Here is a 12,523-nt window from a genome sequence, read left to right on the forward strand (position 1 = left end):
CGAGAGACGCCGGTTAAGCCGGCGTTTTTTTTGGCGCGAACCAAAGAGAACACGATTTGAATTACCAAATGATTGAAACGGACGATGCGCTGGCGAGCCTGTGTGAGGCTGTCCGCGCATGTCCGGCTATTGCTTTAGATACGGAATTTGTCCGTACCCGCACCTATTACCCGCAGTTAGGATTGATACAGTTATTTGACGGGGCAAATGTCGCCCTGATCGATCCGCTCGGCATCAGCGACTGGTCGCCGTTAAAAGCGGTGCTGCGCGATACGGGAATCACCAAATTTCTGCACGCGGGTAGCGAAGATCTGGAAGTATTTCTGAATGCGTTTGGCGAACTGCCGGAACCCCTGATTGATACGCAAATCCTGGCGGCGTTTTGCGGGCGCCCGCTGTCGTGGGGGTTTGCGGCGATGGTAGAAGAGTATACGGGCGTGGCGCTGGATAAAAGCGAGTCTCGTACCGACTGGTTAGCCCGGCCTTTAAGCGAACGTCAGTGTGAATACGCGGCGGCGGATGTCTGGTATCTGTTACCGATCGCCAAAAAGCTGATGATTGAAACTGAAGCCGCAGGATGGCTGCCTGCCGCGCTTGATGAATGCCGATTGATGCAGCAGCGTCGTCAGGAGATTCAGGCGCCGGAAGAAGCATGGCGGGATATCACCAATGCCTGGCAACTGCGTACCCGCCAGTTAGCCTGTCTGCAACTTTTAGCTGACTGGCGGCTGCGTAAGGCGCGTGAGCGCGATATGGCGGTGAACTTTGTTGTGCGTGAAGAAAACCTGTGGGCGGTCGCGCGTTATATGCCGGGCAGTCTCGGTGAGCTGGATAGCCTGGGGCTTTCCGGCAGCGAGATTCGTTTTCACGGCAAGACGTTGATATCGCTGGTGGCGAAAGCACAGGCGCTACCGGAAGAGGCATTGCCGGAACCCCTGTTGAATCTGATGGACATGCCGGGCTATCGCAAAGCGTTTAAGGCCATCAAAGCGCTGGTGGCGGAGGTGAGCGCGTCGCATCACGTCAGCGGCGAGCTACTGGCATCGCGTCGGCAGATTAATCAGTTGCTTAACTGGCACTGGAAATTAAAACCGCAAAATGGGCAACCGGAATTGATTTCCGGCTGGCGCGCCGAACTGATGGCGGAGAAGTTAACTCTTCTGTTGCAGGAGTATCCGCGTTAACGACGGTAATTGCCGGGAAAACGGCCAGTGAAATAAATGTCCGTATTCGGAATAATGTAAAAAAATAAAAAAGGCAGATTCTTCTGCCTTTTTTAATCCAGGAATTTTCCCATAAAAGAGCTTATTTTGACTCTTCGGCTTCCGGCAACGTTACGTTAAGTTCAAGGATGGAGATATCACCATCTTTTTGCTCAAGCTGGACGGTAACCATTTCCGGATCGATTTGTACGTATTTACAAATGACCTCAAGAATATCTTTACGTAACTGCGGTAAATAATGCGGTTCGGCATCGCTACGGCGACGTTCCGCGACAATGATTTGCAACCGCTCTTTTGCAATATTAGCGGTACTCTTTTTCCGCGAGAGAAAAAAATCCAGTAATGCCATAATTTATCCTCCGAACAGGCGTTTGAGGAAACCTTTCTTCTCTTCTTCAATGAAGCGGAAAGGACGTTCTTCTCCCAACAGACGATCTACGGTATCTGCATAGGCTTTACCCGCATCCGCAGTGGCGTCAAGAATCACCGGTTCGCCCTGGTTAGATGCGCGCAGTACGGATTGATCTTCCGGGATCACCCCGACGAGTTTAATACGCAGAATCTCCAGTACATCTTCCATGCTGAGCATGTCGCCTTTATTGACGCGGCCTGGATTGTAGCGCGTCAACAGGAGATGTTCTTTAATCGGTTCTTCGCCATTTTCTGCGCGACGAGATTTCGATGCCAGAATACCCAGAATACGGTCCGAGTCACGGACAGAAGAGACTTCCGGGTTGGTCGTAATGATCGCTTCATCGGCAAAATAGAGCGCCATCAGCGCCCCGGTTTCGATACCCGCCGGCGAGTCGCAAACGATGAACTCAAAGTCCATTGCTTTCAGTGAGTCCAGTACCTTAGCGACGCCTTCGCGCGTCAGCGCGTCTTTATCCCGGGTCTGCGACGCCGGAAGAATGAAGAGATTTTCAGTACGCTTATCTTTGATCAGCGCCTGATTCAGTGTCGCATCGCCCTGAATGACGTTTACAAAATCGTAAACGACACGACGTTCGCACCCCATAATCAGATCGAGGTTACGCAGTCCGATATCAAAATCAATGACGACAGTTTTCTTTCCCTTCTGGGCCAAACCTGTAGCGATGGCCGCGCTGGAGGTGGTCTTGCCAACGCCCCCTTTACCCGAAGTAACAACAATAATGCGTGCCATAAAAATTCCTTGTTAAAAAGGGATCAATTCAACGGTTGAACTGTCAAAGCGTTGTCTGCTAAACGCAGGCGCGCCGCTTTGCCATAAAATTCTGCCGGGATTTTATCACTCAGCCAGTAAACACCTGCGATAGAGACCAGTTCTGCCGTCAGATGGGTACAAAAAATTTGCGCTTCCCGATCGCCGCTCGCCCCTGCCAGCGCGCGACCTCTCATCATGCCATAGACATGGATATTGCCGTCAGCGATAAGTTCTGCGCCAGCGCTGACGTGACTTGTAACAATCAGATCACATTGTGGAGCATAAATGCGCTGACCGGAACGAACCGGAACATCAATTAATCGCGTTTTTGTGATGGGATTAGCGTTTTGCGGCGGTTCGCTGGGCGTTGCCGGCTCAGCGGGCGCAGGCCGAACCGCTTTCTCTTTACCTTCAGTCAGTAAAGGAAGACCCATCCGATCGATTTCTACTTTCAGGCTGGCGTCTTTACAGCCGCTCACGCCGATAATGCGTAAGCCGGTTGAGGTCACGATCTTATGCAGTTCCGGCCAGTTTACCGGGCTTTCAAGACCGCTAACGTTAATAACGACAGGGGCGTGTTTTAAAAACGCAGGAGCCTGCGCTATTTTGTCTTCTAACGCCTGACGAATAACCTCTGGTTCCGCTTCATGCAAATGAACCACTGATAAGGTGAAGCTACTGCCTTTAAGCTCGATTGGCGTGTTTGACATCCTGGCCTTACTCAATTTGCTATTTATCATCTCCGATACGGAGTGATATTCCGAAGTCCAGAAGGCATGTTATAGTCAGTATTATATTGAGGCAAGTCACCATCCCGTTAATTCAGAGTAAAAGTATGTTTTGTGTGATCTATCGAAGTAGCAAGCGCGATCAAACCTATTTGTATGTCGAAAAAAAAGACGATTTTTCGCGAGTGCCTGAAGCGTTGATGAAAGGATTCGGTCAGCCGCAGTTAGCGATGATGCTGCCGCTTGATGGACGTAAAAAATTAGTCAATGCCGAGCTCGAAAAAGTAAAACAGGCGTTAAGCGAGCAGGGCTATTATTTACAATTGCCGCCGCCGCCGGAAGATTTGCTGAAACAACATCTTTCTTCGGTAGGACAAAATACGTCGCCCGCTGACCGTTAAACGGTATTCGGCGCCGCGCCTGAATTCCATCATGATCTTAGGGGAAAATATGTATCAACATCGTAACTGGCAAGGCGCCTTGCTTGATTACCCGGTAAGTAAAGTGGTCTGCGTGGGCAGTAATTACGCAAATCACATCAAGGAGATGGGCAGCGCGACGCCGGAAGAACCCGTGCTTTTTATCAAGCCGGAAACCGCATTGTGTGATATTCGCCAGCCGCTGGCGATTCCGGCGGATATGGGCGCTGTTCATCATGAAGTTGAGCTTGCCGTGCTGATTGGCGCAACGCTCCGCCAGGCGACCGAAGATCATGTACGTAAAGCGATAGCCGGTTATGGCGTGGCGCTTGATTTAACCCTGCGCGATATTCAAGGGAAAATGAAAAAGGCCGGACAGCCCTGGGAAAAAGCCAAAGGTTTTGATAACGCATGTCCGATTTCAGGCTTCATCCCTGTCGCGGCCTTCTGCGGCGATCCGCAAAATACGGTTATCGGACTTAACGTTAATGGCGAGGTTCGCCAGCAAGGGTCGACCGCGGATATGATTCATCCTATTGTGCCTCTTATCGCCTATATGAGCCGCTATTTTACGCTCAAAGCCGGGGACGTGGTGCTAACCGGCACGCCGGCAGGCGTGGGGCCATTATTAAGCGGCGATGAGCTGGACATTCGTTTTAATGGCGAAACGTTGTCTACCCGCGTTCTGTAAAATCTGCTTGCCGCCTTCAGCGGCGGTAAAACTTGCATCTGCAGGCCAGACTGGTTATAAGGTGCAGCTTTAGTGCAATGGCGGATACTTTAATGAGCGATACACCTTTCTGGCAACGTAAAACCCTGGATGAAATGACCGATGCCGAGTGGGAGTCGCTGTGCGATGGCTGCGGTCAATGCTGCCTGCATAAGCTGATGGATGAAGATACAGATGAAATCTACTTCACCAACGTGGCGTGCAGGCAATTAAATATTAAAACGTGCCAGTGCCGTCATTATGAGCGCCGTTTTGAATTTGAACCCGACTGTATCAAACTCACTCGCGAAAACTTGCCAGACTTTGAATGGTTGCCGATGACCTGCGCCTACCGTTTGTTAGCGGAAGGTAAGCCCTTGCCGACGTGGCATCCGCTGCTGACTGGATCGAAAGCCGCTATGCATGGCGAGCGAATTTCTGTCCGTCATATCGCGGTTAAAGAATCTGAAGTACGGGACTGGCAGGATCATATTTTAAATAAACCGTCGTGGGCAGAATAAGTCTTCGGCAAAACGGCTGATTGTTTACAATTCTTTAATTTACGCCGGGCGACCCCTGAAATCAGGAATTGCGTGCAAATTCCGTCACCTGGCGTTATCACCGCCTTCTATTCTTCCCTGACGCGCCTTGTCGCTGCGCTCGCGCACGTATGGCGGCGACTCTATACTTTCAAAGCAGTATATCGCTGCCTATCCTGAGGAGTTACCCCATGAATAACCAACCGTTGCGCGTTTCAAAGGATCAGCCCAGGAAGCCTGATAAGACACCCGAAGACGAAGGAAAAAATCCAAAGAAAAACCAAAAGTAGTGCTGTAGGGTATCTTTAATAACTATGGTTCGTTGGAGGCTTTATGTCTGAACGTCCTGATTTAGTCGATCCATTACCAGAGGATGAGCCGCTTCCTGGTGAAAATATTCCGGATACGCCAGAGGGAGACGATCCTCTCGACCCGGATACCCAGAATGAGGTTGAAGATCCTCGTAGATAGCGACTTGTGCTATTAACCAACCGCCTGATGCAGCTCCTGTGCCAGGCGGTTTTTTTGCATCTTTCAAAGTGAAACATCCTGATAACTCTCAGAAAGATAGCCTATAATTTTTTGTACCTTAAAATAGTAGCGCGTCCATGACGACACTGTCTTATTGCGCTTAGCCGTTTGCGAGTTCAAAGGAGGAAATCAATGAACAGCGAAGAGTTGACACATAAAGCAGAAGAGGAAATCGCGGCACTCATTAGCAAAAAGGTCGCCGAACTACGGAAGAAAACCGGGCAAGAGGTTTCCGAAATAGAGTTCGTGCCGCGAGAAACGATGAAAGGGCTTGAGGGATACCACGTTAAAATTAAACTACTCTAGCGTTTAATTAGCGCCATTAATCACCTGGCTACTGGGCGGGACCCGCCCAGTGGTGACTGGTTTACCGATGTCAGGCTTTTTTCTGTTGATACATTTCCTCGCCCTGATGGTCTTCCTCTACCCAAAAATGAATGTTGAACCGCGCATCATCGCTCAGCTCTACCCGATGCCAGTATTGCGGCGGACTGGTGGCGAATTGCCCGGCATTAATCACCACTTTCACTTCTGGTTCTGTCGCGGTTTCATTCGCAAAGCCATAGTAGGTCACGGTGCCTTCCATCACGCAGAGTTGTCCGAAAACGCCTGCCGCTGTGTTGTGATGAGAGAGCAGTGCCGCCGGAACATTCTCTTTGGTGAAAAAGGGGGTAGAGCGTTTAACTTTCCAGTTTGCCGGGATGCGTAAGTGGGACATAAGACATCTCCCTGATGTGGTGATTAAAAGATGTATTTAATATACACTTTTTAATCACTGGCAAACAACGCTTCGGGCAAAAAAAACGCTCCCGAAGGAGCGTGTGTATCAACGACCGAACAGGTCGCGTTTTTTAGGCTTAAATGCCTGGGCTATGACGACGGCTATCGCCACCACAAGGTAAGCGGCAAAGATCCCCAACAGCCATTGCGGCATCTCCAGCGTTAAAAACGACCACTGGCGCTCGGCGCAATCACCGGATGCCACAAACACCTGCGGCAGCCATTTACCCAACGGCAACCAGTCTGGAAAGCGCGCCATAAAGTCACAGGTCATGAACGGCGAGGGATGCAACTGAATCATCGTATGTTCATACGCCAGTTGTAGACCCCGCCAGGCGCTGTAAATCCAGATAACCATTGCCACGTATCGCAGCGGCGTTTTCGGCGCTATAGCGCCGACCAGACCCGCGCCCATCACGCCAAACAGGGCGCAACGTTCGTAAATACATAGCACGCAAGGTTTAAGTAACATGACGTGCTGGAACCACAGCGCCACCATTTCCAGCGCCAGGGCGGTAAACGCCATCAGTAACCATGCGCCCCGACCCCGTGAGCACTGGTTTAAAAATCGCAACATAATAATTTCCCTGCAACATGCGTAGAGACCGCAGTGTAAACCAATTCAATTCGTGCGCCACTAGCGGGAAATGAAATAATGTGTAATTGGATAATTATCAGGCAAAAATCGGAGCCGGGCGGTGTATTGCCCGGCCAAACGTTACGAAAGCGTTGCTAACCATCCTGCCTGAGTCATCCATTCGGTGGCCGGCGCAAGAGTGAATTCGACGCACAGTAGCCCTATCAGGGTCAGTACGATAGTGTACGGTAACGCCATCCAGACCATACGGCCATAGGAGAGACGGATTAACGGCGCCAGCGCGGAGGTCAGCAGGAATAAGAATGCCGCCTGACCATTTGGCGTCGCTACCGATGGCAGGTTAGTACCGGTATTGATGGCCACGGCTAAAAGCTCAAACTGTTTTAAGCTGATAGCGCCGTTTTCCATTGCCGCCTTCGCTTCGTTGATATAAATGGTGCCGACAAAGACGTTATCTGAGATGGAGGACAACAGGCCGTTAAAGAGATAGAACAGCGTTAGTTGCGCGTGTTCAGAGGCTTGCAAGACGAACTGAATAATCGGCGCGAAAAGATGTTGATCGATAATAACCGCCACAATAGAGAAGAAAACGGTTAACAGCGCAGTAAACGGCAGCGACTCGGTAAACGCTTTGCCGATGGCGTGTTCATCGGTTACACCCGTTAACGCGGTGGCCAGAATAATGACCGACAGACCAATCAGTCCCACCTCCGCGAGATGGAGGGCGAGGGCGGTAACCAGCCAGACGCCAATAACCGCCTGGACTATTAGTTTAATTTTATCCTGGCGGGTGCGCTTCTTACGGCTTTGATCGTCGAATTGCTGTAAAACGTCGCGGACTTTTTCGGGCAACGTTTCGCCATAGCCAAACCAGCGCATTTTCTCGACCAGCATACAGGTTAACAGTCCACATACCAGTACCGGGACGGTGACAGGCGACATCCGCAAAAAGAAGTCGCCGAAATGCCAGCCAGCCGCTTTAGCGATGATCAGGTTTTGCGGCTCCCCGACCATGGTCATGACGCCGCCCAGCGCCGTCCCCACGCCTGCATGCATCATCAGACTACGCAAGAATCCGCGGAATTGCTCCAGCACCGTTTTGTAATGCGGATCGATATGGCTGTCGTCCAGCATATCGTTCTCTTCGCCGCGCGATGAGGCCACACGATGGTAAATCCCGTAAAAACCGACGGCGACGCTGATCACCACCGCAACGACGGTAAGCGCGTCAAGGAAAGCCGACAAGAATGCGGCGGCGACGCAAAAGGCCAGCGACAGAACCATCTTCGAGCGGATACTGAGTAACAGACGGGTAAAAATAAACAGCAATAACTGCTTCATAAAGTAGATGCCTGCCACCATAAACATCAGCAGCAACAAGACTTCCAGGTTGGCGGCAACCTCTTCACGTACATGGGCGGCGCTGGTCATACCGATGATAACGGCTTCAATGGCCAGTAACCCGCCGGGCAGCAGGGGGTAACACTTTAACGCCATCGCCAGAGTGAAGATAAACTCTGCCACCAGCAGCCAACCGGCAATAAAGGGATTAGCCAAGAAAATGAATGGATTAACAATTAAAAAGACAAGTAGTGCCAGTTTGTACCAGTCGGGCGACTGGCCTAAAAAGTTGCGCCACATGGCGCGACCCCATGAGATCTCCATGAAATTTTTCCTTACCTAGAAAAATGAAATAGCGTTTTTATGTTTAAACACAGAGAGTAGCGAGCGCGACGAATGCAAGCAAGTCCTTAACGATATTGGCAGGCGATATCAGAAATGGTGCCTTGATCCCCTTTTTCTTCATTGCGTCCGCTATCAGGTGTTACGCCCGTCTGGTATGATGAGTACAACTATGTTTTGCTGTGTAATGGAAATCTCACTATGGTCATTAAGGCGCAGAGCCCGGCGGGTTTCGCGGAAGAGTATATTATTGAAAGTATCTGGAATAACCGCTTTCCTCCGGGCACGATCTTACCGGCAGAACGAGAACTCTCCGAACTGATCGGCGTGACGCGCACGACATTACGCGAGGTGTTACAGCGGCTGGCGCGAGATGGCTGGCTGACCATTCAGCATGGCAAACCGACAAAGGTTAATAATTTTTGGGAAACGTCAGGGCTGAATATCCTTGAAACGCTGGCCCGCCTTGATCATGAAAGCGTTCCGCAACTGATCGACAATTTGTTGTCGGTGCGTACCAATATTTCTACTATCTTTATTCGTACCGCGTTGCGTCAACACCCGGATAAGGCGCAGGAAGTGCTGGCCACTGCCCACGAAGTGGCCGACCATGCCGATGCATTCGCCGATCTGGACTATAACATCTTTCGTGGTCTGGCATTTGCCTCCGGCAATCCTATTTACGGCTTGATCCTGAACGGCATGAAAGGGTTATACACCCGCATTGGTCGCCACTATTTCGCCAATCCGGAAGCGCGCAGTCTGGCACTGGGTTTCTATCATAAATTATCGTCGTTATGCGAGCAGGGCGCGCACGACCAGGTGTATGAAACGGTGCGGCGTTACGGGCATGACAGCGGCGAGATTTGGCATCGGATGCAGAAAAATCTTCCCGGCGATTTAGCGATTCAGGGACGATAATCCCGCGATGCCCGGTAAGCGAAAACACTACCGGGCAGCATCTCGATTACAGCGTGTTCATGCGCGGCGGACAACGCTCCAGCAGTTCTACGCTGCCATCCTCATTTTGTTGCTCCAGCATCACATCAAAGCCCCATAACCGATGCACATGTTTCAGTACCTCTTTGCGGCCTTTATCCAGCGGCGCGCGGTTATGCGGGATATAACGCAACGTCAGCGATCTGTCGCCGCGTAAATCCACATTCCAGACCTGAATATTCGGCTCCAGGTTGCTCAGGTTATACTGTGACGACAGTTTTGATCGAATCTCCCGATAACCTTCTTCGTTATGAATGGCGGAGATCTCCAGATAATTATGCCTGTCATCATCAAGTACCGTGAAGAAACGGAAATCACGCATCACTTTTGGCGACAGGAACTGACTGATAAAGCTTTCATCTTTAAAATCGCGCATGGCGAAGTGCAGCGTTTCCAGCCAGTCGGAACCGGCAATATCCGGAAACCAGTATTTATCTTCATCCGTGGGCGACTGACAAATACGTTTGATATCCTGGAACATGGCAAAGCCGAGCGCATAGGGGTTAATTCCGCTATACCAGGGGCTATTATAGGGCGGCTGAAATACGACATTGGTATGGCTGTGTAAAAACTCCAGCATAAAGCGTTCCGTCACTTTGCCTTCATCATACAGATGGTTCAGGATGGTGTAGTGCCAGAAGGTCGCCCAGCCCTCGTTCATGACCTGCGTCTGTTTCTGCGGATAAAAATACTGGCTGACTTTACGCACGATGCGCAGAATTTCGCGCTGCCACGGCTCGAGCAACGGGGCGTTTTTCTCCATAAAATAGAGCAGGTTTTCCTGCGGTTCAGCGGGAAAGCGGCGTGCTTCGGCGACCGTTTTTTCTTCCTCGCGTTTTGGCAGCGTGCGCCACAGCATATTCACCTGGCTTTGTAGATACTCTTCCCGGCTTTTTTGTCGCGCTTTCTCTTCCTGCAACGAGATTTTCTGCGGGCGCTTATAGCGATCGACGCCGTAATTCATCAGCGCGTGGCAGGAGTCGAGCAGTTTTTCTACTTCATCCACTCCGTAGCGTTCTTCACAGCGGGTAATGTAATTCCGGGCGAAAATCAGGTAATCGACGATAGAGCTGGCATCCGTCCAGCTCCGGAAGAGATAATTATTTTTAAAAAAGGAGTTGTGTCCGTAACAGGCGTGCGCCATGACCAGCGCCTGCATGGTGATGGTGTTTTCTTCCATCAGGTAGGCAATGCAGGGATTAGAGTTGATCACAATTTCATAAGCCAGTCCTTGTTGACCATGCTTATACAGACGTTCCGTCTCAATGAACTTTTTGCCAAACGACCAGTGCGGATAGTTGATCGGCATCCCGACGCTGGAGTAGGCGTCCATCATCTGTTCGGAAGTGATGACTTCAATTTGGTGCGGGTAAGTATCCAGTTGGTAGAGTTTCGCCACGCGGTCTATCTCTGCCAGATAGACATCCAGCAGATCAAATGTCCAGTCGGGTCCATCGCTCAAACGTGTGGTGTCCTTGTTCATGGAATCAATCGTTGCCATTCGCGCACCCTCATTGTTGGCGACGCTCTCTGTATGGAGCGCCTCCTTTCAAGCATAGAACACCATGTTAAAAAACGACTTGATCGTGAAAACTTTTCTTTGCGATTTCCTCCACATTGAACGGCAAAAAAACGGGTATTGGCATCATTTTATGCTGTATAGCCATGCCGCGTAGCAGGAGATCCCAAACCAGTGGGATCGCTTGTCTTTAGGGTATATGTGAAGCACGTCACCATAAAAAAGTCATATGTTGAATAATATTTTCATCTGGGTTATCAAGATGTAATCAGAAGATTGTTCTTTTACTATTAACGGAGTGGCTATGCGAGTTGTCATCCTGGGGAGTGGCGTAGTTGGCGTGACCAGCGCCTGGTATTTGAGTCAGGCGGGGCATGATGTCACCGTTATCGATCGCGAATCCGGCCCGGCGCAAGAAACCAGCGCGGCGAATGCCGGACAAATTTCACCGGGATATGCGGCGCCCTGGGCGGCCCCTGGCGTACCGCTGAAGGCGATAAAATGGATGTTCCAGCGCCATGCGCCGCTGGCGGTGCGTCTGGATGGCACCCCGTTTCAACTGAAGTGGATGTGGCAAATGCTGCGTAACTGCGATACCCGGCATTATATGGAAAATAAAGGCCGCATGGTGCGTCTGGCGGAATATAGTCGCGACTGTCTGAAAACGCTACGCGCCGCGACCGGTATCGAATATGAAGGCCGCCAGGGGGGAACGCTACAACTCTTCCGCACCGCGCAACAGTATGAGAACGCCACCCGTGATATCGCCGTGCTGGAAGATGCCGGGGTGCCGTATCAGCTCCTGGAATCCAGCCGACTGGCGGAAGTTGAACCCGCTCTGGCTGAGGTTGCGCATAAATTAACCGGCGGACTGCGCTTACCGAATGATGAAACCGGGGACTGTCAGCTCTTTACCCAGCGTCTGGCGCGCATGGCGGAGCAGGCGGGCGTAACCTTTCGCTTTAATACTCCCGTGGAAAAATTACTGTACGAAAATGATCAGATTTACGGCGTGAAATGCGCCGATGAGATCATTAAAGCAGATGCGTATGTCATGGCGTTTGGATCGTATTCGACGGCGATGCTTAAAGGCATTGTTGATATCCCGGTGTATCCGCTGAAAGGCTATTCATTAACCATCCCAATCGTCGAGCCAGACGGCGCGCCGGTATCGACGATTCTTGATGAAACCTACAAAATCGCTATTACGCGTTTTGATAAGCGTATTCGCGTGGGGGGAATGGCGGAAATCGTGGGCTTTAATACCGACTTACTGCAACCACGCCGCGAGACGCTGGAGATGGTTGTGCGCGATCTTTTTCCGCGCGGCGGTCATATTGAGCAGGCTACATTCTGGACCGGCCTGCGCCCCATGACGCCGGACGGCACGCCGGTAGTAGGACGCACCCGTTATAAAAATCTGTGGCTTAATACTGGACACGGTACCTTAGGCTGGACGATGGCCTGCGGTTCAGGCCAGTTGTTAAGCGATATCTTGTCGGGTCGTACGCCAGCGATACCCTACGACGATCTGAGCGTGGCGCGATACCGTTCCGATTTTACGCCCACCCGCCCGCAACGTTTGCATAGCGCGCATAACTGATAAAGG

Annotated in this window: 15 protein-coding genes; 8 read left to right on the forward strand and 7 right to left on the reverse strand. The window is 51.1% G+C overall.

The features are described 5' to 3' along the window. The first annotated feature begins 56 nt into the window (after positions 1–56). A complete protein-coding gene (gene rnd / locus ABVM99_RS16030) occupies positions 57–1,184 on the forward strand; it encodes a ribonuclease D (RefSeq protein WP_001109124.1) in 1,128 nt (375 codons plus the stop codon). 121 nt (positions 1,185–1,305) lie between these two features. Here rnd and minE read toward each other — a convergent pair whose 3' ends face one another. From minE to minC, 3 genes are read right to left on the reverse strand one after another with little or no spacing between them, the layout of a single operon-like run. Further along, positions 1,306–1,572, reverse strand: coding sequence for a cell division topological specificity factor MinE (gene minE, locus ABVM99_RS16035; protein WP_001185666.1), 267 nt, complete (start codon positions 1,570–1,572; stop codon positions 1,306–1,308). Positions 1,573–1,575: 3 nt separating this feature from the next. Continuing rightward, on the reverse strand, positions 1,576–2,388 hold the full coding sequence (gene minD, locus ABVM99_RS16040; protein ID WP_000101047.1) for a septum site-determining protein MinD: 813 nt from the start codon (positions 2,386–2,388) through the stop codon (positions 1,576–1,578). Positions 2,389–2,411: 23 nt separating this feature from the next. Beyond that, entirely contained in the window at positions 2,412–3,119 is a 708-nt protein-coding gene (minC, locus tag ABVM99_RS16045; protein WP_020438154.1) for a septum site-determining protein MinC, read from the reverse strand. A 125-nt stretch (positions 3,120–3,244) separates the two neighbouring features. Here minC and ABVM99_RS16050 point away from each other — a divergent pair, with 125 nt between their 5' ends. From ABVM99_RS16050 to ABVM99_RS16070, 5 genes are all read left to right on the forward strand, one after another. Then, positions 3,245–3,538, forward strand: a complete 294-nt coding sequence (locus ABVM99_RS16050; protein WP_001525604.1) for a YcgL domain-containing protein — start codon at positions 3,245–3,247, stop codon at positions 3,536–3,538. A gap of 49 nt (positions 3,539–3,587) precedes the next feature. Further along, complete coding sequence (locus ABVM99_RS16055) at positions 3,588–4,247, forward strand: fumarylacetoacetate hydrolase family protein (RefSeq protein ID WP_001519895.1); 660 nt, start codon at positions 3,588–3,590, stop codon at positions 4,245–4,247. 92 nt (positions 4,248–4,339) lie between these two features. Further along, positions 4,340–4,786, forward strand: a complete 447-nt coding sequence (locus tag ABVM99_RS16060) for a YcgN family cysteine cluster protein (RefSeq protein ID WP_001285703.1) — start codon at positions 4,340–4,342, stop codon at positions 4,784–4,786. 351 nt (positions 4,787–5,137) lie between these two features. Continuing rightward, on the forward strand, positions 5,138–5,275 hold the full coding sequence (locus ABVM99_RS16065) for a hypothetical protein (protein ID WP_001519337.1): 138 nt from the start codon (positions 5,138–5,140) through the stop codon (positions 5,273–5,275). A 192-nt stretch (positions 5,276–5,467) separates the two neighbouring features. Beyond that, positions 5,468–5,641, forward strand: a complete 174-nt coding sequence (locus ABVM99_RS16070; protein ID WP_001083583.1) for a GnsA/GnsB family addiction module toxin — start codon at positions 5,468–5,470, stop codon at positions 5,639–5,641. 70 nt (positions 5,642–5,711) lie between these two features. Here ABVM99_RS16070 and ABVM99_RS16075 read toward each other — a convergent pair whose 3' ends face one another. From ABVM99_RS16075 to nhaB, 3 genes are all read right to left on the reverse strand, one after another. Then, the gene (locus tag ABVM99_RS16075; protein ID WP_000018967.1) at positions 5,712–6,053 is read right to left on the reverse strand and encodes a DUF1971 domain-containing protein; all 342 of its coding nucleotides are present in this window, start codon (positions 6,051–6,053) and stop codon (positions 5,712–5,714) included. 108 nt (positions 6,054–6,161) lie between these two features. Next, on the reverse strand, positions 6,162–6,692 hold the full coding sequence (dsbB, locus tag ABVM99_RS16080) for a disulfide bond formation protein DsbB (RefSeq protein WP_000943475.1): 531 nt from the start codon (positions 6,690–6,692) through the stop codon (positions 6,162–6,164). A 141-nt stretch (positions 6,693–6,833) separates the two neighbouring features. Further along, positions 6,834–8,378 (reverse strand): Na(+)/H(+) antiporter NhaB, encoded by a 1,545-nt coding sequence (gene nhaB / locus ABVM99_RS16085; RefSeq protein ID WP_000406438.1) that lies wholly within the window; start codon positions 8,376–8,378, stop codon positions 6,834–6,836. 219 nt (positions 8,379–8,597) lie between these two features. Here nhaB and fadR point away from each other — a divergent pair, with 219 nt between their 5' ends. After that, positions 8,598–9,317, forward strand: coding sequence for a fatty acid metabolism transcriptional regulator FadR (gene fadR, locus ABVM99_RS16090; protein WP_000234826.1), 720 nt, complete (start codon positions 8,598–8,600; stop codon positions 9,315–9,317). 46 nt (positions 9,318–9,363) lie between these two features. Here fadR and ABVM99_RS16095 read toward each other — a convergent pair whose 3' ends face one another. Next, positions 9,364–10,896 carry a SpoVR family protein gene (locus ABVM99_RS16095; RefSeq protein ID WP_000190832.1) on the reverse strand — a complete coding sequence of 511 codons (1,533 nt, stop codon included), beginning with the start codon at positions 10,894–10,896 and terminating at the stop codon, positions 9,364–9,366. 322 nt (positions 10,897–11,218) lie between these two features. Between ABVM99_RS16095 and ABVM99_RS16100 the strand changes: the two genes are divergently transcribed. Beyond that, a complete protein-coding gene (locus tag ABVM99_RS16100; RefSeq protein WP_001266938.1) occupies positions 11,219–12,517 on the forward strand; it encodes a D-amino acid dehydrogenase in 1,299 nt (432 codons plus the stop codon). Positions 12,518–12,523 lie beyond the last annotated feature (6 nt).

The organism is Salmonella sp. SJTUF15591 (assembly GCF_043356435.1).
In the GTDB taxonomy this organism is placed as follows: Bacteria; Pseudomonadota; Gammaproteobacteria; order Enterobacterales; family Enterobacteriaceae; genus Salmonella; species Salmonella enterica.

Coding starts and splice junctions, on each gene's coding strand:
- minE (WP_001185666.1), bottom strand. CDS start 1,572: ATGGCATTACTGGATTTTTTTCTCTCGCGGAAAAAGAGTACCGCTAAT.
- minD (WP_000101047.1), bottom strand. CDS start 2,388: ATGGCACGCATTATTGTTGTTACTTCGGGTAAAGGGGGCGTTGGCAAG.
- minC (WP_020438154.1), bottom strand. CDS start 3,119: ATGTCAAACACGCCAATCGAGCTTAAAGGCAGTAGCTTCACCTTATCA.
- ABVM99_RS16050 (WP_001525604.1), top strand. CDS start 3,245: ATGTTTTGTGTGATCTATCGAAGTAGCAAGCGCGATCAAACCTATTTG.
- ABVM99_RS16055 (WP_001519895.1), top strand. CDS start 3,588: ATGTATCAACATCGTAACTGGCAAGGCGCCTTGCTTGATTACCCGGTA.
- ABVM99_RS16060 (WP_001285703.1), top strand. CDS start 4,340: ATGAGCGATACACCTTTCTGGCAACGTAAAACCCTGGATGAAATGACC.
- ABVM99_RS16065 (WP_001519337.1), top strand. CDS start 5,138: ATGTCTGAACGTCCTGATTTAGTCGATCCATTACCAGAGGATGAGCCG.
- ABVM99_RS16070 (WP_001083583.1), top strand. CDS start 5,468: ATGAACAGCGAAGAGTTGACACATAAAGCAGAAGAGGAAATCGCGGCA.
- ABVM99_RS16075 (WP_000018967.1), bottom strand. CDS start 6,053: ATGTCCCACTTACGCATCCCGGCAAACTGGAAAGTTAAACGCTCTACC.
- dsbB (WP_000943475.1), bottom strand. CDS start 6,692: ATGTTGCGATTTTTAAACCAGTGCTCACGGGGTCGGGGCGCATGGTTA.
- nhaB (WP_000406438.1), bottom strand. CDS start 8,378: ATGGAGATCTCATGGGGTCGCGCCATGTGGCGCAACTTTTTAGGCCAG.
- fadR (WP_000234826.1), top strand. CDS start 8,598: ATGGTCATTAAGGCGCAGAGCCCGGCGGGTTTCGCGGAAGAGTATATT.
- ABVM99_RS16095 (WP_000190832.1), bottom strand. CDS start 10,896: ATGGCAACGATTGATTCCATGAACAAGGACACCACACGTTTGAGCGAT.
- ABVM99_RS16100 (WP_001266938.1), top strand. CDS start 11,219: ATGCGAGTTGTCATCCTGGGGAGTGGCGTAGTTGGCGTGACCAGCGCC.